Genomic DNA, 21,988 nt, shown 5'->3' with positions numbered 1-21,988 from the left:
AATTCTGTTCATTTCTATGATCCTTCCTCCATTAAAGTACCCTATAATGGAAGACCCAAAATAGAAATCCGAATACAAATTAGCTTATTTTCCTTCAACTAACGCCATCCACCTATAGAACAAAAAGGCAACAGTAAAGTTAACTCTTTTTCCCATAAGGAATAATGACTTTGTTCAGTAATCAGTATCATTTTGCTAATGTAATGAACTTACTTTATTAATTTTCAGCGGAAACCCTCTTCATTAATCGCTTTAATTTATTTTCTGTATCTGTTTCTCCTACTGGCGTATAGATGCTGCACCGTAAATCCATATCACCTTGAACTTGAAGAGAAGTTAAATTAAACAACATTTTGCCTGCTTTAGCATGTCTGAATTCAATTATCATGTCTGGAGCCTTACTCACTTGACTTTCTTGCCATAAATCCTGGAATTCTGAATGTGAATGACTCATTTCTTTAATAAACTGGCTGTACCATTCATCGTCTAAATAGCGTCCATAATAGGTACGGAAAATAGCAAGAAAACCTTTCACAAAATGCTCCCAATTGACGGCCAATGCTTTTAATTCTTTTCTAGTGAACACTAAACGAATCAAATTTCTTTGATCATTCGGTATTTGTTCAAAATCTAAAAAAACATAAGCAGCTGCAGGATTCCAGCCCACAATATGGCAATGTCGATCCGTAATGATAGTCGGACAATATGTTAATTCATCTAGTATTCGTATTAAAGAAGGGCTAAGCTTTGATTGATCCTTTTTTTGACTTGTAATTTCTGAATTTATTTCTAATGCCAGGTCATATAAGTAGTCTGTTTCATCATTATTTAATTGCAAAGCTTTAGAAATACAATCAAGTACGATTGTAGAAACCTTTATATCTCTTCCTTGCTCTAGCCATGTATACCAAGTGGTGCTTACACCTGCTAACTGTGCAACTTCCTCTCTTCGTAACCCAGGTGTTCTTCTCCGGGTTCCGGCAGGCAAACCAATAGACTCTGGACTAATTTGGGCGCGCTTAGCTTTTAAGAATGCCGACAGAGCTTCAAGCCTTGTTTTATTATTCATTTTTAAAACTCCTTATCTTATCAATTTATCCTAGTAGTGGTTATACTAGGATAAATCCCCCCTGGTAATAGGATAAAATGACTGTAAAATACAAGTATATTATTGATTGGAGGGAATGCAAAGTGGAAAGAGTTGTGATTACTGGTATGGGAGTAGTTTCTCCTATAGGAAACGACATCAAAACATTTTGGAACAATCTAATTAAAGGGGAATCTGGTATAGTCAATATCGATACTTTCGATGTTACCAATCATAAAACAAAAATTGCGGGTATCGTCCAAGATTTTGATGCAGATGATGTTTTAGGAAAGAAAGAAGCAAGACGTTTAGATCGTTTTTCCCAATTTGCTTTGGCTGCAGCTGAACAAGCTTGGTCAGATTCTAAGTTAGATCTTGATCGTATAGATGTAGAAAGGTTAGGCGTATACGTAGGTTCAGGTATCGGAGGGATTGAAACCTTGATTGAAAATGTGGATGCGCTTAGGCAGAAGGGGCCAAGAAGAGTCAGCCCAACTCTAGTACCTGCCATAATGTCTAATGCTGCTGCTGCCCAAATTAGTATCAAGTGGAATGCGATGGGACCTTCTATGTCACCTGTTTCTGCTTGTGCAATTGGAAATACAGCTATCGGAGAAGCCTTTAGACTAATTCGTTCTGGAGAAGCTGACGTTATATTTGCGGGTGGAACAGAGTCAGCTATAACAGACTTATCAATAGCAAGCTTTGGTAACGCTACAGCATTATCAACAAGAAACGATAATCCCACTAAAGCTAGTCGTCCATTTGATGAAAATCGAGATGGATTTGTCATGTCAGAAGGAGCTGGAATTCTAATCTTAGAATCTTTATCTCATGCTTTACGTAGAGGGGCAAAGATTTATGCAGAAGTCATTGGATATGGCGCAAGTTCAGACGCACATCATATCGTAGCTACACATCCGGAAGGTAAAGGTGCCTATCTTGCAATGAGATCAGCTTTAAAAAATGCCAATATATCACCTGAAAAAGTTGATGTTATTAGTGCCCATGCAACAAGTACAAAGGTGGGTGACATCTCTGAAACGATGGCTATTAAGCAGTTATTTGGAAAACAAGCTTATCAGATTCCAGTAACAGCTAATAAATCTATGTTTGGTCATATGTTAGGGGCAGCTGGTGGAGTTGAAGCAATTGCTTTAGCAATGAGCCTAAAGGAAGAGATAGTTCCTCCAACAATTAACTTAGAAAATCCTGATCCACTATGTGATCTAGATTACGTACCGTCTGTTGCTCGCCAAGTAAAAATAAATATAGGTCTATCTAACTCATTTGGTTTCGGGGGCCATAATGCAGCTATTGTTTTAAAGAAATACGAGTGAATAAACTTTCTCTCGTCAATCTGACCGTTTGCTTAATAAGAAAAAATCCTACATTATCAAAAGTCCACATATAGATGGTTTAACTTTGTTTTAAATCCTCAATTAAAATCTTTTATGAGCTCATAATAGGTGATTTTTGGTACCAAGGTTGAAGAATTCCTTCTTAACTTTAATTCAAAAACATCAAAATTACCGGAAGCATAAGTTTGCCACAAACAAAAAGAACCATAAACTTGCCGTTCCGGCAAACTTATGGTTCATATCACACAAAATAAAAAAACCACCAAATATGTATTGGTGGAGACGGTGGGAGTCGAACCCACGTCCAAAAATATCGGCACTTAAGCTTCTACGAGTGTAGTCGATATATTAGCATTTCGCGAACTCTTCGGCCTATCGACAGGCTTCCAAGTTGCTAGTCTGGTTGTTCTCTTCCTTTGTCCTCAGACGGCGAACTCCGGCGTAGTCCACTTAGTTTGAGTCCCTTACCCTACCACATGGACGATGGAGGGAGGAACCTTTAGTGCAATTAAGCAGCTAAAGAAAGATTGTTTTGTTTGCCAATTATAGGCTTTGACGTTTTAACGAGGCCGATCCCCTCGACTCGCAACCTAAGCTCGAACTATCCCTGTCGAATCCGTAACGTCCCCATGATAAAAATGGAGCATACGAAGAAATATCGTGATAGCTACTAAGAGCTGTTTTTCAATGTGCAACAATCTTACATAAGTTATTATAACATACGCGCGCCGTTTTACAAATGTAAAAATCTGTATTACATCTTTTGACGATCACGGAACGCGCGTGCAATTTCACGTTTAGCTTCTTTCTCTTTTAAATCGTGACGTTTATCATATTGTTTCTTACCTTTTGCTAAACCAAGAGCCATTTTTGCAAATCCATTTTTTAAATAGATTCTAAGTGGAACTAATGCATATCCTGTTTCTTTTGCAGCTCCCGTTAACTTCTCAATTTCTTTTTTATGAAGAAGTAATTTTCTCGTACGAAGTGGATCATGGTTGAAACGATTCCCTTGTTCGTACGTACTAATATGCATATTATGAACCCATACTTCACCATTATGTACACGTGCAAACGCATCTTTCAAGTTCACGCGTCCAGCGCGAATCGACTTAATTTCCGTTCCTTGAAGGACAAGCCCTGCTTCGTATGTTTCTTCGATGAAATAATCATGAAATGCTTTTTTATTTTGTGCAATAACCTTACCTGTACCTTTTGGCATATAACGTCCCTCCTCTATTTTTACTATTGTAACAAATGTGAACAAAAAGCGGAAGTGGCTCGCTCTTAAACCAACAAAAAAAGAAAAAGGCCCCGCTTTTCATCAAAGCGAAGCCACTCTTTTCTTACTTACGCTTTTTCTTTTTCTTCTTAAATCCTGGTACATTTTCGAAGAATGGCTTTTTCTTTTTGCCGTTTCCATCCTTTTTACCTGTACGTCCGGATGCACCTTTACCTTGGCCGCCACGATCGAATTTTCTTCCTGTGCCTCGTTCACCACCGCGCTCATTACTACGCTCGCTACGTCCACCGCGTTTCTTTCTACCTGTTCTCGGCTGTTCGATAACGACTGGACGATCTTTGAACTTACGACGAGGTGTGCCTTTCATGCCAACGATTTCAAAGTCGATTGCGCGCTCATCTTTGTTTACGTTAATAACGCGAATTGTAATTTCGTCACCAATGCGGAATACGTTACCTGTACGTTCTCCAATCATTGCGAAATGCTGCTCATCATAACGGTAGTAATCATCCGTTAAGTAGCTAACATGTACAAGACCTTCAATTGTATTTGGAAGCTCTACGAATAAACCGAAGTTTGTTACAGAGCTAATCATACCGTCATACTCTTCACCGATCTTATCAAGCATATATTCTGCTTTTTTCAGCTCGTCTGTTTCACGCTCTGCTTCAACAGCACGGCGTTCCATATTAGAAGAGTGCTCTGCAATCTCAGGCAATTTTTCACGCCATTTCGCTTGTGTTTCGTTATCAACTTTACCGTTAATGATGTATTCACGAATCAATCTATGAACAATCGTATCTGGGTAACGACGAATTGGCGATGTGAAATGCGTGTAGAACTCAGTTGATAAACCGAAATGTCCTAGGCTGTCCGCATCGTAACGTGCTTGCTTCATTGAACGAAGCATAACTGTTGAAATGACTACTTCTTCTGGCTGTCCTTGAACCATTTCAAGAATTTGTTGTAACGCACGAGGATGTACTTCATTCGCACGTCCTTTTACTGCGTATCCGAAGTTTGTTACAAACTCGAAGAAACGCTCTAGCTTATCCTCTTTCGGATCTTCATGGACACGGTACATGAATGGTACGTTCATCCAGTGGAAGTGCTCTGCTACTGTTTCGTTCGCAACAAGCATAAATTCTTCAATTAACTTCTCTGATACAGAACGATCACGCATGACAACATCAGTCGGTTTTCCTTCTTCATCTACTAATACTTTTGCTTCTTTAAAGTCAAAGTCGATTGCACCGCGGCGCATACGTTTTTCACGTAAAATTTGTGCTAGTTGCGCCATCTCTTTAAACATCGGCACTAACGGCTCATAACGCTTAATTAGCTCTTCGTCCTCATCTTCTAAAATGCTTCTTACGTCAGCATACGTCATACGCTCTGTCGTTTTAATAACACTTTGGAAAATCTCATGTTTTACAACATCACCTAAATTGTTGATTTCCATTTCACAAGATAGTGTCAGACGGTCTACTTTCGGATTTAATGAACAAATACCGTTAGATAGACGATGCGGAATCATCGGAATTACACGGTCAACAAGGTATACACTCGTCGCTCTTTCCGCTGCTTCAACATCAATCGGAGAACCTTCTTGAACGTAATGACTTACATCCGCAATATGGACCCCAAGCTTGTAGTTACCGTTCTCAAGCTTTGTCACTGTAACAGCGTCATCTAAATCTTTTGCGTCTGCACCGTCAATCGTTACAATCATTTGGTCACGTAAATCGCGGCGATCTTTTAAATCTTCTTCTGAAATCGTTTCTGGTACACTGTTTGCGTGCTCCATCACTTCTTCAGGGAATGCTAAAGGTAAATGATGTTTATGGATAACAGATAAAATATCTACTCCTGGATCATTTTTATGACCTAAAATTTGAATAACTTCACCTTCTGCGCTTAAACGGTTCTCTGGATAGCTCGTAATTTTCACAACTACTTTATGACCTTCTACAGCACCCATTGATGCACTTTTCAATATGAAAATGTCACTTGTCCAGCGTTTATTGTCAGGTATAACAAATCCGAAGTTTTTTGATTCTGTATATGTACCAACTAGTTCTTTCGTCCCGCGCTCTAAAATACGTACAATTGTACCTTCTTGACGTGAACCGCTCGATTGGGAACTAACACGTGCTAGTACGGTATCACCATGAAGTGCACCGTTTAATTCTGTAGGCGGGATAAAAAGATCATCGTCTCCCGTTTTCTTCTCTTCTGGCACGACGAAAGCAAATCCACGCGCATGACCAATTAACTTACCGCGCACTAAGTTCATTTTTTCTGGAAGACCATAGCGATTGCTACGTGTACGAACAACAAGTCCCTTCTCTTCCATCATTACAAGTGCCTTTACAAAATCTTTAAAGCCTTCAGAACCTTCAATTCCAAATGCCTCTTCTAACTCTTGTATCGTTAACGGTTTATACGCTTCTTCTCTCATAAATAATAATAACTTATCAATATGTTCTTGTATGATTTCTTCCAAGCAAAAATACCTCCTTTAAAACCTTATATTATTTAGTGTATCCGAAAGATAAGGGATGTATAAAGCGAAACTTTAATACTCCCCTAATGATTTTTACAGTTTTCACAAAAAATTCCTTATGAAAAAAAGAGGCAACTAGATCTTACCAATCTAGTTGCTCCAAGAAGTTATATACATCCTCATGTAGCTCGTCACGTTGTTTATCAAGTGTAATGACATGCGTAGAGTCTTCATACCATTTAATGTCTTTTAGCGTAGATTCTACACCGTTATAAATAATGTTAGCACTATCTGTATTAATCATTTCGTCATGACGTGCTTGTACAACAAATGTTGGTGCATAAATCATATCAACATTATTACGTACGTCAGCAATTAGCCCTTGTAATGCTTTTAATGTATTCATCGGTGTCTTTTGGAATTCCAACATTTCTTGTTCGATTTGCTCTGGTGATTTTTGCTCACGCTTTTTATATTCGCGGGCATATGCCAATATACCTTGGTACATCGTTTCTTCACTCTTAATATACATCGGTGCACACATTGGTACCACACCTAAAACAGGTATTGTATATGCTAATTTTAAAGAAAATACTCCGCCTAGCGATAAACCAACAACAGCAATTTTCTCAAATCCTTTATCTTTTAAAAGCTGATATGCCTCCGTTACGTCTTGCCACCAATCTTCAGGACCTGTATGAACAAGCTCTTCTGGTGGTACACCGTGTCCTTTATAAATTGGCGCATGACAAGTGTAGCCTTTCTTTTCTAAGAAACGCCCTAACATGCGTACATCAGCTGAGTTTCCTGTGAATCCATGTAGTAATAAAACAGCGCGGTCTCCACCTTCAAATGTAAATGGTTTCGGAGATGCTAATTTCATCATGTACTTCTCCTCTTTCTCTTCTGTAATCTAGTCGTATTCTTTCTATATCTTAGTGTACCATATTTATATTTCCAGAATCTAATTAGAAACTTTTTTCAAATAGCAAAATAAAAAAGAAGAACCATTAGTACCATTCACTAACGCTTCTTCTTTTCAATTCTATAAATTGAAGTACGTAACACCAATTGTTAGTACGAAGAATAATACAGCTAAAACAACTGTAATGCGGTTTAATACCGCTTCAATTCCACGTGCCTTTTGCTTACCAAACAATTGCTCTGCACCACCTGAAATAGCGCCTGAAAGGCCTGAGCTATTACTAGACTGCATAAGTACCATAACAATCATTAAAATCGATACAATAATAAGTAAAACTGATAATAACGTATGCACTTGGCGTACCTCCTACAAAGATTCAGTTAGTTTAAATGTTAGCATAAATCCTATAGAAAAGCGAGAGCTATAGAGTCGCTCTCGCTTTTCTTCTATTACATAAACATCATTGCAAATAACGGTCCAAGCACACATGTTAAAATTGCTGTTAATGTCATTGTTACCGATCCAATAACACCTTCATGCTCGTTATTTTTCATCGCTCTCATAACACCCATAATGTGAGAAGCGCATCCAAATCCAATCCCTTTACCAACCGAGTTTGTAACGCGGCTCCATTTTAACAAAATTGGTCCCGTAATCGTTCCGGTAATACCTGCAATAACAACGAAAGCTGCTGTTAAGGATGGAACTCCACCAACTTGTTCAGAAACGCTCATTGCAACCGGCATTGTCACTGATTTTGGTAATGAAGATAAAATTAAACTTTTATCTGTTCCCATAAGTGAAGCAATAGCGAAATCACTTGCAATCGCAACTGTTGTACCTACTAATACCCCACCAGCAATTGGTACAACATATTTTTGCAGCACATGACGTTGTTTATAAAGTGGGATTGCAAATGCTACAACACCTGGTCCGAGTAACTTCGCAATCCAGCCACCACCACTTTCCATATAATGTTGATATGGTATATCAAGCACGATAAATAAGAAAGCCATTATCCCTGTCGCTACAAGCATTGGAATAGTAAATGGTGTTGGAAATAATTTATAGATTTTTTTAGATAATTGATATAATAGCACCGTAAAAAGAACCCAACCAATTCCGATTAATATTTGGCTCATTGTGTCTCTTTTTCCTTTCTATTCGCAAGATATTGCCCTGTATGTCCTGCGACAATAATAATTAAAAACGTACTCGCTACAACTGTAATGAAAAGAGAAATTCCTTTACTCATAAAAAAAGCACCGTAATTCATTAGGCCAAGCGTTGGCGGAATTAATAAAAACGGCATAATAGCGACGAGTGTTTCTGCTCCTAAATCAAACCATTTCACTGGAAGTACTTTTAGGCTAAGTAAAACAAGTAAAAGAAACATCCCAATCAAGCTTCCTGGAATCGGAATATTTAACATTTCTTGCACCCAAGTTCCAACCATATAAAACACATAAAGAGCTGCAATTTGGACAAGAATCTTTGTAAATTTCATGTTCATCATCCCTCATGTTTATACGATCTTCTGTTAATATCTTTATCATAGTATAAATTGTAAAAAGCTGCAATTTATCGATTTGACAGGGAAAATCGCCTATGTTATACGCTTACAACCTTGATATGACTGCATTTATAAACAAAAAATAAGTCAAAAACCTTGACCTAATATAAAAAGTTTTTATTTTCTGAATTTATATCATTACTATTTTAAGAAAACAAACTTTTTTATTCTGCAATCCTCTAACTTACATATATATAAACAAGATAGGTGGTGAACATATGCCCAAAAAAGTTCTTATTTTTTGCGATCCCGGAATCGATGATACGATAGCACTCCTCCTTGCATTTTTTATTGATGAAATTGAAATCGTTGGGATCGTAGCCGATTACGGCAATGTTCCAAAAGAAATGGCCGTACAAAATGCTCATTTTCTTAAGCACGAAATAAAGAATAGAAATATCAAGATATTCGGCAGTTCAGAACGTCCCCTTACTGGTGCCCATCCTGCTTTCTTTACAGATGTACATGGGAAACAAGGGCTCGGACCAATTATTCCAAAGGAGAATGCGACTAACGGAGAAATGGAGAATTTTTTCGAAGTTATTCCTCTTATTGAACAGTATAAAGATGAATTAATCATCGTAAGTTTAGGAAGACTTACCTCTCTAGCGATTTTATTTATCGTATATAAAGAGTTAATGAAGCAAATTAACTCTTACTACGTAATGGGCGGCGCCTTTTTACATCCCGGTAATGTTACCCCCATTTCAGAAGAAAACTTTTATGGGGATCCTACTGCCGCTAATATAGTCCTTCAATCCGCAGCTAACATGTACATATACCCATTAAACGTCACCCAATATTCCATCATTACACCAGAAATGGCCGAATACATTGAAGCAAAAGGAAAAGCCCCACTTGTCAAACCGTTATTCGATCATTATTACTACGGCTATTATAAAGATGCCTTACCGGATTTAAAGGGAAGCCCCTTTCATGACACAATGCCAATACTCGCTTTATTTGATAACGCTATGTTTACTTATCATAAGTCACCTATTGTTGTCATGACGGAATCCTATGCACAGGGAGCAAGCAGTGGAGAATTTCGATCTTTAGGAGAGCCGAATCCATTTATTGATTGGCCGAGTCATCAAATAGCAATTGATTTTGATTATAACCATTTCTTTAAACATTTCATGACACTTATGACAGGTGAAGAATTTTAGCATAAAGTGAAACTTTAATTAGTGGTTTTTTTTCATCCCCACTAATTATTAGTTGAACCAATCGGGCTTTTACGGGCAGTTGATCTCCCACCTAACTGCCTCTCGTATTTGCGAAAATTTAAGGCGGGAGTCTTACTGCCCGTTAATAGCGGGATAAAAAAACAGACCGTGATTTCTCACGGTCTGTCGTTATTTTCTATAATTATCGTTTGATATTGTAGAAAGATTTTACACCATCGTAAACAGCGATTTCGCCTAGTTCGTCTTCGATGCGTAATAATTGGTTGTACTTAGCAATACGGTCAGTACGGCTCATAGAACCAGTTTTGATTTGGCCAGCGTTAGTTGCAACTGCGATGTCAGCGATTGTAGCATCTTCAGTTTCACCAGAACGGTGAGATACAACTGCTGTGTAACCAGCACGTTTAGCCATTTCGATAGCTTCGAAAGTCTCAGTTAAAGTACCGATTTGGTTAACTTTAATTAAGATTGAGTTAGAGATACCTTTTTCGATACCTTCAGCAAGTTTTTGAGTGTTAGTTACGAATAAGTCGTCACCAACTAATTGTACTTTATCACCGATACGCTCAGTTAATAATTTGTGACCATCCCAGTCGTTTTCGTCTAAACCATCTTCGATAGAGATGATTGGGAAGTCTTTGCAAAGCTCTTCGTAGAAATCAACCATTTCTGCAGAAGTTAAGCCAGTACGGCCTTCGCCTGCAAGGTCATATTTACCAGTTTCTTTGTTGTAGAACTCAGAAGAAGCAACGTCCATTCCTAAGAATACATTCTCGCCAGCTTTGTAACCAGCTTTTTCGATAGCTTCGATGATTACTTCTAATGCTTCACGGTTAGAACCAAGGTTTGGAGCGAATCCACCTTCGTCACCTACCGCAGTGTTAAGACCTTTGTCATGTAATACAGCTTTAAGTGCATGGAATACTTCAGCACCCATACGGATTGATTCTTTGAATGTTGGAGCACCAACTGGTAAGATCATGAACTCTTGGAAGTCTACGTTGTTATCAGCGTGAGAACCACCGTTGATGATGTTCATCATTGGAGTTGGTAATTGTTTTGCATTGAATCCACCAAGGTAACGGTATAATGGAAGACCTACGAAGTCAGCTGCTGCGTGAGCTACTGCCATAGATACACCAAGGATAGCGTTAGCGCCTAGTTTACCTTTGTTTGGAGTGCCATCTAATTCGATCATAGCACGGTCGATACCAGCTTGGTCAGTTACATCGAAACCAGCGATTTCTGGAGCGATAATTTCGTTAACGTTGTTTACTGCGTTAACAACACCTTTACCAAGGTAACGAGATTTGTCACCGTCACGTAATTCTACTGCTTCGTGTTCACCAGTAGATGCACCACTTGGTACGATAGCGCGTCCGAAAGCGCCGCTTTCTGTGTAAACTTCTACTTCTACAGTTGGGTTACCACGAGAGTCAAGGACTTCGCGAGCATAAACATCAATAATTGTTGACATAATAAATTCTCTCCTTTTTATATAAGCAAATTATTTAATAATTGTTTTACCTGTCATTTCTTTCGGTTGTTCCACATTTAAAAGCGTAAGCATTGTTGGGGCGATATCTCCTAAAATACCACCTTCACGAAGCTCTACATCATTTTTTGTAACGATGAAAGGAACCGGATTAGTTGTATGAGCTGTCATTGGTCCACCATCAGCAGTTAACTCCTGATCAGCATTACCATGGTCAGCAGTAATAAGTGCTACACCATCTTTTGCAAGAATCGCTTCTACAACTTTTCCTAAACATTCGTCAGTTGCTTCTACTGCTTTAATTGTTGGTTCCATCATCCCAGAATGGCCAACCATATCACAGTTCGCAAAGTTAAGAATGATAACGTCATGTTTATCATTTTCGATTTCATTTACTAAAGCGTCCGTTACTTCGTAAATGCTCATTTCAGGTTTCAAGTCATACGTTGCAACCTTCGGTGAGTTAATTAAGATACGCTCTTCTCCTGGGAATTCAGCCTCACGACCACCGCTAAAGAAGAATGTAACGTGCGGATACTTTTCAGTTTCCGCGATGCGAAGTTGCTTTAATCCCGCTTGCGCAACAACTTCACCTAAAGTGTTATCAAGGTTCATTGGCTTGAATGCCACATAACCATCTACCGTTTCACTGAAGTGTGTCATACAAACGAATTCAGGAATGTGAGGTACTTTTTCACCACGATCGAACTCACGGAAGTCTTCGTTTGTAAATACACGAGCAATTTGAATTGCACGGTCTGGACGGAAGTTATAGAAGATAACTGCATCATCATCATTGATTGTTGCAACTGGCGTGTCATCTTCGTTAACAATTACAGACGGCAATACGAATTCATCGTAGATACCATTTGCATAAGAGTCTTCTACACACTCTTCTGCTGATTTATAAGTAGGGCCTTCACCATTCACCATAGCACGGTAACATTTTTCTACGCGATCCCAACGCTTGTCACGGTCCATGGAGTAATAACGACCAGAGATAGTCGCGAATTGTCCTACTCCTGTTTCTTTAATTACTTCATTTGTTGCATCGATATAACCTTTTGCTGTTTGTGGTCCAACATCGCGGCCGTCTAAGAACGCATGGATATAAACTTTCTCCACGCCTTCTTTTGCTGCTAAGCGAAGAAGAGCAAACATGTGGTTCATGTGACTGTGCACACCACCATCAGAAAGTAAACCAAATAAATGAAGTGCAGTACCTTTTTCTTTTACGCTTTTAATTGCATTTTGGAAAGTTTCGTTCTTGTCGAACTCACCTTCACGAATTGCAACGTTTACGCGTGTTAAACTTTGATATACTACGCGGCCAGCACCGATATTTAAGTGACCAACCTCAGAGTTACCCATTTGACCTTCTGGAAGACCTACCGCTTCACCACAAGCTGTAAGCGTTGTGTGAGGGAATTTGTTCCAGTAACCATCAAAGTTAGGTTTCTTAGCTTGTGCTACAGCATTCCCGTAAGTTTCTTCACGAAGTCCGAAACCATCAAGAATAATTAAAGCTGTTGGCTTTCTCATTTTACCGCCCCCAGAAGACCTAAGAACGAAGCAGGCTCTAAGCTAGCACCGCCAACTAAAGCGCCGTCGATGTCAGATTGTGCCATGTACTCTTTAATGTTTTCTGGTTTTACGCTACCGCCGTATTGAATACGAACAGCTTCTGCAGCTTCTGGAGAAACAGCTTCTGCAACAACTTTACGGATGTGCGCACATACTTCGTTTGCATCTGCAGAAGAAGAAGATTTACCTGTACCGATAGCCCAGATTGGCTCATAAGCGATAACAGTTGCTTTAACTTGCTCTTCTGTTAAACCTGCAAGTGCTTTTGTCACTTGACCTGCTACTAGATCAAATGTTTTTCCGCTTTCGCGCTCTTCTAAAGTCTCACCACAACATACGATTGGTGTTAAACCATGCTCAAATGCTGCAAGAGTCTTTTTGTTTACTGATTCGTCTGTTTCAGCAAACATTTCACGACGCTCAGAGTGGCCAAGTACTACGTAGCCTACTTTTAAGTCGCTAAGTGCTACTGGGCTAATTTCGCCAGTGAATGCACCATTTTTTTCGAAGTGCATGTTTTGTGCACCTACTTGTAAGTCAGTTCCTTCAGTTGCTGCTACTAAGCGCTCTAAGAATAGAGCTGGAGAGCAAACTACTGCATCAACAGCTGAAGCTGCTGGGATTTGACCTTTAACTTCCTCTACGAAGCTAACTGCTTCAGATAGAGTTTTATTCATTTTCCAGTTACCTGCGATAATTGGTTTACGCATGCTTTGCACCGTCCTTTTTCTTTGGCTGCTACTTATTTGTCGTTAAGACAAACTACACCTGGAAGCTCTTTACCTTCCATGAATTCTAATGACGCACCGCCGCCAGTAGAAATGTGGCTCATTTTATCAGCCATACCGAATTTTTCAACAGCTGCTGCAGAGTCACCACCGCCGATAACAGAGTATGTACCTTCTGCATCTGCTAATGCTTGTCCTACTGCTTTTGTACCTTCTGCGAATGGAGTCATTTCGAATACACCCATTGGTCCATTCCATACAACAAGCTTAGAGTTTTTAATTACATCTGCATAAATTTCACGTGTTTTAGGACCGATGTCCACGCCTTCCCAGTTAGAAGGGATAGAGTCGATACCAACGATTTTAGTTGTTGCAGTTTCAGAGAATTCCTCAGTGATTACAACATCAACTGGCATGTAGAAGTTTACGCCTTTTTCTTTTGCAAGTTGCATAAATTCTTTAGCTAGTTCAATCTTGTCGTCTTCACATAGAGATAGACCAATTTCATGACCTAAAGCTTTAACAAATGTGTAAGCAAGTCCGCCACCGATGATTAAGTTATCTACTTTGTCTAATAGATGACGAATTACACCGATTTTATCTTTTACTTTCGCACCACCGATGATAGCTGTGAATGGACGATCTGGGTTAGAAAGTGCTTTTCCAAGTACGTCTAACTCTTTTTCCATTAATAAACCAGATACTGCTGGTAGGTAGTCTGCGATTCCTGCTGTAGAAGCGTGAGCACGGTGAGCCGCACCGAATGCATCGTTTACGAAGATATCAGCAAGAGCTGCAAATTCTTTCGCAAGTTCTGCATCGTTCTTTTCTTCGCCCGCATAGAAACGTACGTTTTCAAGAACTAATACGTCGCCTTCGTTCATTGCTGCAACCATTTCTTGTACAGCTGGTCCGAATGCTTCGTCTGCTTTTTTAACGTCTTTACCAAGAAGCTCACCTAAACGTGCTGCTACTGGAGTTAAACGCATTTCTTCTACTACTTGACCTTTTGGACGGCCTAAGTGACTTGCTAAAATAACTTTCGCACCTTGCTCTACTAAATATTGAATTGTAGGAAGAGCTGCACGGATACGAGTTTCATCTGTAATTTTGCCTTCTTTCATAGGTACGTTGAAGTCAACGCGGCAAAATACACGCTTACCTTTTAAATCTACGTCACGAATTGATTTTTTGTTCATTGGTTTTCCCTCCGACTACTAGTTAGGATTGACAAAACCCATTCAAAAGCTTAACACATTTGCTTTTAAAACGAAAGAAGAGAGAGAGGGAACAAACCCTCTCCCTCGTTTTGTCATTGATAACTTATATAATTAAGAATTAAAGACCTTTAGAAGTCATGTATGCAGCTAGGTCTACTACGCGGTTAGAGTAACCAGTTTCGTTATCGTACCAAGAAAGTACTTTAACCATGTTACCTTCCATTACCATTGTAGATAATGCATCGATTGTAGAAGAAGCTGTGCATCCGTTATAGTCGATAGATACTAATGGCTCTTCGCTGTATCCAAGGATACCTTTTAATTCGCCTTCAGCTGCTGCTTTGAATGCTGCGTTTACTTCTTCAACTGTTACTTCTTTGTCAAGTTCAACAACTAAGTCAACAAGAGAAACGTTAGCAGTTGGAACACGTACAGCGCCACCGTTTAATTTACCTTTAAGTTCTGGTAATACTAATGCTACAGCTTTAGCAGCACCAGTAGATGTTGGGATCATGTTTTCAGCTGCTGCACGAGCACGACGTAAATCTTTGTGTGGTAAGTCTAAGATTTGTTGGTCGTTAGTGTAAGAGTGAATTGTTGTCATCATTCCGCGTTTTACGCCGAATTTTTCGTTTAATACTTTAGCGAATGGAGCTAGACAGTTTGTAGTACAAGAAGCGTTAGATACTACGTTGTGGTTAGCTGCATCGTATTGTTCGTGGTTAACACCCATAACTACAGTGATATCTTCGTCAGAAGCTGGAGCTGAGATGATAACTTTCTTAACTGATCCACCTAAGTGTTTCTCAGCGTCTGATTTTTTAGTGAAACGGCCAGTAGATTCTACTACTACTTCTACTCCGTAGTCGCTCCATGGTAATTGAGCTGGGTCACGCTCAGCGATAACTTTAATTTCTTTACCGTTAACAACGATGCTGTTTTCGTTAGCAGATACTTCTGCATTTAAAGTTCCGTGAACTGTGTCATATTTTAAAAGGTGAGCTAATGTTTTAGCATCTGTTAAGTCGTTGATTGCTACTACTTCTACCTCAGAGTTGTTAAGAGCTGCGCGGAATACGTTACGTCCGATACGTCCAAATCCATTAATACCAATTTTAGTCATTTGAATTTCCTCCTTGGGGGATTATATTAAAGGGTAATACCCTTTGTTAACTGTTTTGCTGCACCTTCATCTGTAATTAGAATTGAAGTGTGCCCTTGCTTAATTACAGCCTGTATTGCCTTTGCCTTTGAAGAACCTCCAGCGACTGCAACAACGTGAGATACATTTTGTAAATCCTCTAGTTGCATACCAACTGTTCTTACTTTATGAACAACATTACCTTGTTCATTAAAGTAGTAACCGAAAGCTTCGCCAACTGCTTCGCTTGCCTGAATCTTTAACCAATCTGCTTCTGAAGTATTTCTGCGACGTGCCATTGTTAACGCATCACCTATTCCATGAATGACGATATTGGAAGATCGAATCAACTCAAGAACTTCTTTCACGGAAGGCTCTGTCACAATAGACGCATATGCTTCGCTACTAACATGGTCTGGAACATACAATAAGCGATAATTACTCATCGTATTTTGCGCCATTTTGGCACAAATGGTATTGGCTTCTAATTCAACACCTTCTCCAATTCCACCACGTGCTGGGACAAATAGCATATGTAAATCTTTGCAATCAAGCTGCATCATGTCCGCAGCAGCAGCTAGCGTAGTTCCCCCAGCCACAGCAACGATATTATTCGCTGTCAGACGGTCTTTTATACAAGTCACACAAGCACGGCCCATCTCCAGTTTGACCCAAGGTGATTCATCACTATCACCAGGGACAACGAAAACTTCATCCAAGTCTAATGTTTCCTTAAGTTGCTTTTCTAAAACCTTTAACCCGGAAATTTCTTTCATAAAGTCTTCCAAAGCAAGAACTAAAGCTGTTCCTTCTTCTGTCAAAGTCATTCCAGAAGAAGCGACGTGAACTAAGTTTTGTTCTTTCAAAACTTGAACTTCACTTCGCAATACTCGTTCTGTCATACCGAGACTTGCTGATAAGTTTCTTCTTCCAATCGGCTGCATAAGCCTAATGTACTGAAGAATTTGCATTCTCGTTTGCATAACAGGTAGCAGATCAGGTAATAATTTTTTTGTATTCTGAATCCATGAGCGCATATCTTTTCTCCTCACTACATCGGTTCATTTTCCCTCGTGGTCACTTTACGTCCCGTAGTGACATTTTGTGTCCCACATAGATTAAAAAAATAATCCCTGCTACGTGTATTATTGTAACAGGAGATAGAAACTTATTCAACTCTTAACTGCATTGTTTATATAGTTTATTATGACACCTTTGTGAATGTTACCATATTCTACTATTTTTCCACCTATTTCTACAACCGGAATCATTAAATGATATTTTTCTAAAAGGTCATTATCTTCATATATATCTATTTCCTCGATTTGAAAAGAATATTCACATTGTACTTCTTGTAAAACTTGTTTCGCCTTCTCACAAAGGCCACAATCTATTTTTGTATACAGTACAACTTTCATCTTCTTCACCTATCCGATCGTTTTTCTTAATGACGAAGCTGGAATATGCATTTGTTCTCTGTACTTCGCCACTGTTCTTCGAGAAATAACGATTTCATGTTCTTCTTCTAATAATTTTGAAATCTTTTGATCTGAAAGTGGCTTTTTCTTATTCTCCGCCTCAACAAGCGTTTGAATAAGTTGTTTTACACGCTTTGTAGAAACAGCTTCATCTTCTGTCGTCGAAACCGCATTACTAAAGAACGATTTCATCTCAAATAAACCGTGTGGCGTTTGCACGTATTTATTTCGCGTCGCACGACTAATTGTAGATTCATGCACACTTAACTCTTCTGCTACTTCTTTTAAAGCAAGTGGTTTTAAATGCTCTGGACCTTTCCAGAAGAAATCACGTTGCTTTTCCATAATAATAGTCATCACTTGCAGAAGTGTCTGCTTTCTCTGTTTCAAACTACGCATAATCCACTGCACATGCTGATACTTTTCTGATACGTAAGATGCCACTTCACTTTCACTATTATTAAGAAGCGCACTATACTCAGAATGAATTTCAATTCTCGGCATATTTCTCTCATTCATCTGTAAAACGAGACGATCGCCTTCTTTTTTCACCGCCATATCAGGCACAATATAAAGTGGTTTATCAGAAGAAAACGCAAGACCCGGTTTCGGCTGCAATGATGTAATGCAGTCCACCGCCAATTGTAATTCTTCATTACTACACTTCAGCACATGAACGAGCTTTCGCCAATCTTTCTTCACAAAATAAGCAAAGTGCTCCTCTACAACCTCTTCCGCTAATCCATTCCGCCTTTGTAAGCGCTTCAATTGTAAGGTTAGACATTCCTGAATATTACGTGCTCCTACCCCTGCTGGCTCGAGTGATTGGACAAGCTCTACAGAGCGGTCGACTACATGAAGCGATACAGAAAGGAGATCTGCTAACTCTTCATTCGTTTCTTGTAAATACCCGTTTCCATCCATGTTCATAATAATGAAAGAAGCTACTTTTCTCTCTTCTTCTTCTATTTTATAATACTGTATTTGATTTAATAAATGTTGCTGAATCGTTGTAGAATCCACACTGTAGATCTCCATCTGATTCTCGACTTGTTTGCTGGTACTTTTACTTTTGTTAGAGCTCTTTTTCTTCTCCCTCTCAAAACCACCTAACTCAATAAGGGGATTCTCTAACGATTGCTCATATAAAAACTCCGATAATTCTTGTACATTATACTGGAGCATTGTAATCGCTTGCCTTAACTCTTGTGTCATTGCCAAACGTAAGCTTTGTTCTTGTAAAAGACTTGCCTTCAAACTAATCTCCCCCTTGTTTCTATTGTACAATAAGTTTGGTAAAAGGAGAATGCTATCACAGACACCCATTCCAAAATATTATTAATTTATATGTATTAATGAGATTTACAACTTACAACCGAAATTTGAATAATATTGAAAGAAAATAATAAACTTCAACATTATAACCAAGTACTAATAGTAAATCTTATTACTAGATATAACAAGAGAAAAATAAAAAAAGTCCTAACCTACAAAACGTAAGTTAGGACTTTTTGACGCGCCCAGAGGGATTCGAACCCCCGGCAGACGTGGTACCGGAAACCACCGCTCTATCCGACTGAGCTATGGGCGCATGATTATAAAAAACACTTCATTTTCTTCTCATAATAATAGCAATAAAATCCATCTAAATCAATAAAAATATCCCCTCATCCTTTATACACCTTAGCTAGGAGCACACAAAACATCTTCCTCACCTAAATTTTCCAATCATAAATTCACCCCAACTCACAAATTATAATCTTTGAATTGATATTCCAAAGGGGGCTTCATTCAATGACTGTAATTACAAAACTAAAGCAAACTGTTTCTGGATTAAAAAGTGCTCAAGCTAGCTTAGAGGGATTCGCTCTTGATACGGATAACCAACAAGCAAAGCAACTTTTCCAAACAGCTGCACAGCAAACACAAACTATTATCGATTCTTTAAACCCACGTGTTGAAGAAGTCCAACAAGAAGAACCACAATACTCACAGCAATAACAAACCATTTATGCTGTGAAACAGAAAAAGGATGATATGCGGTCATCCTTTTTCTATCACATTACATAATGCAATAGAAATGGAATGATGATTATGCGAAAGATCGGACTTATAACCGCGTTATTTGTACTTCTATTCAGTTCTTTTACCGGCTGTGACCATAGCCCGTTAGATAAAAAAGTAAAGAAAGAAGAAGCAAAGCGAACAGAGAAAGAAAAAGGCCCTAAATTAACGAAAATGAGTACAGAATCCTTTAATCAATCTATATCACAGGGAGCAAAGAAAAAAGCTCTCGCTATGGATGAAATTATAAAAAGCGCAGCAGTTAATTCCAATTTAGACCTCTACATAGCGGTTAAGCCTGAGCATCATGAAAGATTTGGGCTAAAACCTTTGCGCAAGAAACTTCAAAAGCAACTAAGTGATGAATATCCCACTTTCGATGTTCGTGTAAGTACAGATAAAAAAATCTTCATGTTACTCGAAAAGCTTGAAATCAAAATTAAGAGAAAAGAAGTAAATAAAGATGAAATCAAAAAACAGTTAAAGCTTATCGGATCAGAAATGGAATCTAACACTTAACGCTTTCTAATAGAAAAGGAAGGATTGAAATGTCTAGTAAAGATAAAAACTTAACCCCTGTACAACAGGAATATAAAAAATTCGAGCAAGAACGCGAACCGAAGCGCCCTGTCTTAAAAAATTGTATAAAAGCATTTTTCGTCGGTGGTTTTATTTGCTTTATCGGACAACTGATTTCTACGTTTTATATCACATATTTTGATTTTACCGAGCGCTCAGCAGGCAATCCAACAGTCGCAACTCTTATTTTCATCTCAATGTTACTGACTGGATTCGGTGTATACGATCGCCTTGGACAATTTGCTGGCGCAGGCACAGCTGTACCTGTTACTGGATTTGGGAACTCAGTTATTGCCGCATGTATCGAACACCGAACGGAAGGATTCGTCCTTGGTGTTGGCAGTAACATGTTCAAACTAGCCGGCTCCGTTATTTTATTTGGTGTATTTTCCGCTTTCGTCATCGCACTTATTAAAACGATTCTCTTTCAATGGGGAGGGCTATAAATGTTACAAGGACACCGAACATGGGTATTCGAAAACAAACCAGTCATTATCTCAACCGGGGTGGTCGGTGGACCATTTGAAGCAAATGGCAATATCCCCGAAGACTTCGACACCCTCCATGAAGATTTATGGCTCGGACAAGATTCTTACGAAAAGGCACATAAAATTTTATTTGAAGAGGCTTGTAGCCGCGCTACCGAAAAGGCAAAACTTCGTAAAGACGATATTCAATTCGTACTCGCAGGAGATTTAATTAATCAAATAACTCCAACGAGCTTTGCATGTCGTACACTTGGAACACCTTATCTCGGATTATTCGGAGCTTGCTCTACTTCTATGGAAGGCTTAGCACTTGGTGCAAGCATCGTAAATGCAAAAGGTGCAAAATATTTATTAACCGGCGCATCAAGTCATAACGCTGCTGTGGAAAAACAATTCCGCTATCCAACTGAATATGGTGGTCAAAAACCTCCTACTGCCCAGTGGACAGTGACCGGTGCAGGCGCAGCCATTTTAAGTGACACTGGATATGGCCCACAAGTAACATCGGCCACAATCGGGCGGGTTGTTGATATGGGACTAACAGATCCTTTTAACATGGGAGGTGCGATGGCCCCAGCTGCTGTTGATACGATTGAAGCTCATTTACGCGAACGTCAAATTGACGCCTCTTATTACGACTTAATTGTAACAGGTGACCTTGGACATGTAGGACGCGAGATTGCTTACGATCTACTACATAAACATGGAACAAAAGTAACGAGCGAGCAATTCCAAGATTGCGGAATCATCATTTATAGAGACGGACAACCTGTCATAGCTGGTGCAAGTGGACCGGGATGTTCTGCAACAGTCGTGTACGGTCATTTATTAAATCGAATGAAGAGGGGAGAATTTAATAAGATACTTGTCGTTGCAACAGGTGCTTTACTATCTCCACTAACATTCCAGCAAGAAGAAACGATTCCGTGTATCGCTCACGCCGTTTCGATTGAATTTGGAGGTGCAACGCAATGATTTTTTTCTGGGCTTTCGTCATTGGCGGACTCATATGTGTAATTGGGCAACTGATGTTTGATGTCGGCAAACTAACACCCGCTCATACAATGGCAACACTCGTTGTTGTCGGTGCTATACTAGACGGCTTCAACCTTTATGAACCATTAATCGACTTTGCTGGGGCCGGTGCAACTGTACCTATTACGAGCTTCGGTAATGCCCTCGTTCACGGCGCGATGGAAGAAGCAGCCAAACATGGAATCGTTGGCGTCATTACCGGGATGTTTAAAGTAACGAGTGCTGGTATATCAGCAGCTATTATTTTCGGATTCATCGGAGCATTACTATTTAAACCGAAAGGATAAGAGG

At 39.2% G+C, this 21,988-nt stretch carries 22 protein-coding genes, 1 tRNA gene and 1 other RNA gene; 7 read left to right on the top strand and 17 right to left on the bottom strand.

Going from position 1 to position 21,988, the window contains the following annotated elements; genetic code table 11:
- Positions 1-217: 217 nt before the first annotated feature.
- Entirely contained in the window at positions 218-1,069 is an 852-nt protein-coding gene (locus ACQKNR_RS12940; RefSeq protein ID WP_427318277.1) for a helix-turn-helix transcriptional regulator, read from the bottom strand.
- 122 nt (positions 1,070-1,191) lie between these two features.
- On the opposite strand from ACQKNR_RS12940, the gene fabF reads away from it, so the two are divergent.
- Positions 1,192-2,427 (top strand): beta-ketoacyl-ACP synthase II, encoded by a 1,236-nt coding sequence (gene fabF, locus ACQKNR_RS12935; RefSeq protein WP_427318276.1) that lies wholly within the window; start codon positions 1,192-1,194, stop codon positions 2,425-2,427.
- 295 nt (positions 2,428-2,722) lie between these two features.
- On the opposite strand, the gene ssrA is transcribed toward fabF, so the two are convergent.
- The 7 genes from ssrA to ACQKNR_RS12900 all read right to left on the bottom strand — a co-directional run bounded on the left by ssrA (position 2,723) and on the right by ACQKNR_RS12900 (position 8,629).
- Positions 2,723-3,077, bottom strand: a transfer-messenger RNA (tmRNA) gene (gene ssrA / locus ACQKNR_RS12930).
- A 125-nt stretch (positions 3,078-3,202) separates the two neighbouring features.
- A complete protein-coding gene (gene smpB / locus ACQKNR_RS12925) occupies positions 3,203-3,670 on the bottom strand; it encodes an SsrA-binding protein (RefSeq protein ID WP_042980803.1) in 468 nt (155 codons plus the stop codon).
- A 124-nt stretch (positions 3,671-3,794) separates the two neighbouring features.
- A complete protein-coding gene (rnr, locus tag ACQKNR_RS12920; protein ID WP_427318275.1) occupies positions 3,795-6,197 on the bottom strand; it encodes a ribonuclease R in 2,403 nt (800 codons plus the stop codon).
- A 142-nt stretch (positions 6,198-6,339) separates the two neighbouring features.
- On the bottom strand, positions 6,340-7,080 hold the full coding sequence (estA, locus tag ACQKNR_RS12915; protein ID WP_427318436.1) for a carboxylesterase: 741 nt from the start codon (positions 7,078-7,080) through the stop codon (positions 6,340-6,342).
- Positions 7,081-7,242: 162 nt separating this feature from the next.
- Positions 7,243-7,476, bottom strand: a complete 234-nt coding sequence (gene secG, locus ACQKNR_RS12910; RefSeq protein ID WP_002174164.1) for a preprotein translocase subunit SecG — start codon at positions 7,474-7,476, stop codon at positions 7,243-7,245.
- A gap of 95 nt (positions 7,477-7,571) precedes the next feature.
- Positions 7,572-8,264, bottom strand: coding sequence for an LrgB family protein (locus ACQKNR_RS12905; RefSeq protein WP_427318274.1), 693 nt, complete (start codon positions 8,262-8,264; stop codon positions 7,572-7,574).
- Entirely contained in the window at positions 8,261-8,629 is a 369-nt protein-coding gene (locus tag ACQKNR_RS12900; RefSeq protein ID WP_427318273.1) for a CidA/LrgA family holin-like protein, read from the bottom strand. Before ACQKNR_RS12900 ends, ACQKNR_RS12905 begins: the two co-directional genes overlap by 4 nt.
- A 284-nt stretch (positions 8,630-8,913) precedes the next feature.
- Here ACQKNR_RS12900 and ACQKNR_RS12895 point away from each other — a divergent pair, with 284 nt between their 5' ends.
- Complete coding sequence (locus ACQKNR_RS12895) at positions 8,914-9,864, top strand: nucleoside hydrolase (protein WP_427318272.1); 951 nt, start codon at positions 8,914-8,916, stop codon at positions 9,862-9,864.
- Positions 9,865-10,066: 202 nt separating this feature from the next.
- On the opposite strand, the gene eno is transcribed toward ACQKNR_RS12895, so the two are convergent.
- From eno to ACQKNR_RS12850, 9 genes are all read right to left on the bottom strand, one after another.
- Positions 10,067-11,362: a phosphopyruvate hydratase gene (gene eno, locus ACQKNR_RS12890; RefSeq protein WP_000103953.1), complete on the bottom strand. Its 1,296-nt coding sequence runs from the start codon at positions 11,360-11,362 to the stop codon at positions 10,067-10,069.
- A 30-nt stretch (positions 11,363-11,392) separates the two neighbouring features.
- Positions 11,393-12,922, bottom strand: coding sequence for a 2,3-bisphosphoglycerate-independent phosphoglycerate mutase (gpmI, locus tag ACQKNR_RS12885; protein ID WP_427318271.1), 1,530 nt, complete (start codon positions 12,920-12,922; stop codon positions 11,393-11,395).
- Positions 12,919-13,674 carry a triose-phosphate isomerase gene (gene tpiA, locus ACQKNR_RS12880; protein ID WP_001231042.1) on the bottom strand — a complete coding sequence of 252 codons (756 nt, stop codon included), beginning with the start codon at positions 13,672-13,674 and terminating at the stop codon, positions 12,919-12,921. The genes gpmI and tpiA overlap by 4 nt, the downstream gene beginning before the upstream one ends.
- A gap of 32 nt (positions 13,675-13,706) precedes the next feature.
- The gene (locus ACQKNR_RS12875; RefSeq protein ID WP_327922720.1) at positions 13,707-14,891 is read right to left on the bottom strand and encodes a phosphoglycerate kinase; all 1,185 of its coding nucleotides are present in this window, start codon (positions 14,889-14,891) and stop codon (positions 13,707-13,709) included.
- Between the two features lie 139 nt (positions 14,892-15,030).
- The gene (gene gap / locus ACQKNR_RS12870; RefSeq protein WP_000161236.1) at positions 15,031-16,035 is read right to left on the bottom strand and encodes a type I glyceraldehyde-3-phosphate dehydrogenase; all 1,005 of its coding nucleotides are present in this window, start codon (positions 16,033-16,035) and stop codon (positions 15,031-15,033) included.
- Between the two features lie 26 nt (positions 16,036-16,061).
- Complete coding sequence (gene cggR, locus ACQKNR_RS12865) at positions 16,062-17,090, bottom strand: gapA transcriptional regulator CggR (RefSeq protein WP_048528176.1); 1,029 nt, start codon at positions 17,088-17,090, stop codon at positions 16,062-16,064.
- 135 nt (positions 17,091-17,225) lie between these two features.
- Positions 17,226-17,471 (bottom strand): glutaredoxin family protein, encoded by a 246-nt coding sequence (locus ACQKNR_RS12860; protein ID WP_427318270.1) that lies wholly within the window; start codon positions 17,469-17,471, stop codon positions 17,226-17,228.
- Positions 17,472-17,480: 9 nt separating this feature from the next.
- Complete coding sequence (gene rpoN / locus ACQKNR_RS12855) at positions 17,481-18,788, bottom strand: RNA polymerase factor sigma-54 (RefSeq protein ID WP_427318269.1); 1,308 nt, start codon at positions 18,786-18,788, stop codon at positions 17,481-17,483.
- Positions 18,789-19,046: 258 nt separating this feature from the next.
- Positions 19,047-19,122, bottom strand: a tRNA-Arg gene (locus ACQKNR_RS12850).
- 203 nt (positions 19,123-19,325) lie between these two features.
- Here ACQKNR_RS12850 and ACQKNR_RS12845 point away from each other — a divergent pair.
- The 5 genes from ACQKNR_RS12845 (at position 19,326) to spoVAE (ending at position 21,984) form a co-directional block, all read left to right on the top strand.
- Positions 19,326-19,532 (top strand): DUF1657 domain-containing protein, encoded by a 207-nt coding sequence (locus ACQKNR_RS12845; RefSeq protein WP_000216166.1) that lies wholly within the window; start codon positions 19,326-19,328, stop codon positions 19,530-19,532.
- A gap of 93 nt (positions 19,533-19,625) precedes the next feature.
- The gene (locus ACQKNR_RS12840) at positions 19,626-20,114 is read left to right on the top strand and encodes a hypothetical protein (RefSeq protein ID WP_427318268.1); all 489 of its coding nucleotides are present in this window, start codon (positions 19,626-19,628) and stop codon (positions 20,112-20,114) included.
- 29 nt (positions 20,115-20,143) lie between these two features.
- Entirely contained in the window at positions 20,144-20,620 is a 477-nt protein-coding gene (gene spoVAC, locus ACQKNR_RS12835; protein WP_427318267.1) for a stage V sporulation protein AC, read from the top strand.
- Positions 20,621-21,637, top strand: a complete 1,017-nt coding sequence (gene spoVAD, locus ACQKNR_RS12830; protein WP_098307351.1) for a stage V sporulation protein AD — start codon at positions 20,621-20,623, stop codon at positions 21,635-21,637.
- Positions 21,634-21,984, top strand: a complete 351-nt coding sequence (spoVAE, locus tag ACQKNR_RS12825; RefSeq protein WP_002112813.1) for a stage V sporulation protein AE — start codon at positions 21,634-21,636, stop codon at positions 21,982-21,984. The genes spoVAD and spoVAE overlap by 4 nt, the downstream gene beginning before the upstream one ends.
- The last annotated feature ends 4 nt before the right edge of the window (positions 21,985-21,988 follow it).

It is taken from the genome of Bacillus sp. NPDC094077 (assembly GCF_050279465.1).
Taxonomy (GTDB): domain Bacteria; phylum Bacillota; class Bacilli; order Bacillales; family Bacillaceae_G; genus Bacillus_A.
This window is presented reverse-complemented; position numbering and strand designations above follow the sequence as displayed.

Bases quoted from the DNA above. Each gene is read 5' to 3' on its own strand.
- ACQKNR_RS12940 (WP_427318277.1), bottom strand. From the start codon at position 1,069: ATGAATAATAAAACAAGGCTTGAAGCTCTGTCGGCATTCTTAAAAGCT.
- smpB (WP_042980803.1), bottom strand. From the start codon at position 3,670: ATGCCAAAAGGTACAGGTAAGGTTATTGCACAAAATAAAAAAGCATTT.
- estA (WP_427318436.1), bottom strand. From the start codon at position 7,080: ATGAAATTAGCATCTCCGAAACCATTTACATTTGAAGGTGGAGACCGC.
- ACQKNR_RS12905 (WP_427318274.1), bottom strand. From the start codon at position 8,264: ATGAGCCAAATATTAATCGGAATTGGTTGGGTTCTTTTTACGGTGCTA.
- ACQKNR_RS12900 (WP_427318273.1), bottom strand. From the start codon at position 8,629: ATGAAATTTACAAAGATTCTTGTCCAAATTGCAGCTCTTTATGTGTTT.
- ACQKNR_RS12895 (WP_427318272.1), top strand. From the start codon at position 8,914: ATGCCCAAAAAAGTTCTTATTTTTTGCGATCCCGGAATCGATGATACG.
- eno (WP_000103953.1), bottom strand. From the start codon at position 11,362: ATGTCAACAATTATTGATGTTTATGCTCGCGAAGTCCTTGACTCTCGT.
- gpmI (WP_427318271.1), bottom strand. From the start codon at position 12,922: ATGAGAAAGCCAACAGCTTTAATTATTCTTGATGGTTTCGGACTTCGT.
- tpiA (WP_001231042.1), bottom strand. From the start codon at position 13,674: ATGCGTAAACCAATTATCGCAGGTAACTGGAAAATGAATAAAACTCTA.
- ACQKNR_RS12875 (WP_327922720.1), bottom strand. From the start codon at position 14,891: ATGAACAAAAAATCAATTCGTGACGTAGATTTAAAAGGTAAGCGTGTA.
- gap (WP_000161236.1), bottom strand. From the start codon at position 16,035: ATGACTAAAATTGGTATTAATGGATTTGGACGTATCGGACGTAACGTA.
- cggR (WP_048528176.1), bottom strand. From the start codon at position 17,090: ATGCGCTCATGGATTCAGAATACAAAAAAATTATTACCTGATCTGCTA.
- ACQKNR_RS12860 (WP_427318270.1), bottom strand. From the start codon at position 17,471: ATGAAAGTTGTACTGTATACAAAAATAGATTGTGGCCTTTGTGAGAAG.
- ACQKNR_RS12845 (WP_000216166.1), top strand. From the start codon at position 19,326: ATGACTGTAATTACAAAACTAAAGCAAACTGTTTCTGGATTAAAAAGT.
- ACQKNR_RS12840 (WP_427318268.1), top strand. From the start codon at position 19,626: ATGCGAAAGATCGGACTTATAACCGCGTTATTTGTACTTCTATTCAGT.
- spoVAC (WP_427318267.1), top strand. From the start codon at position 20,144: ATGTCTAGTAAAGATAAAAACTTAACCCCTGTACAACAGGAATATAAA.
- spoVAD (WP_098307351.1), top strand. From the start codon at position 20,621: ATGTTACAAGGACACCGAACATGGGTATTCGAAAACAAACCAGTCATT.
- spoVAE (WP_002112813.1), top strand. From the start codon at position 21,634: ATGATTTTTTTCTGGGCTTTCGTCATTGGCGGACTCATATGTGTAATT.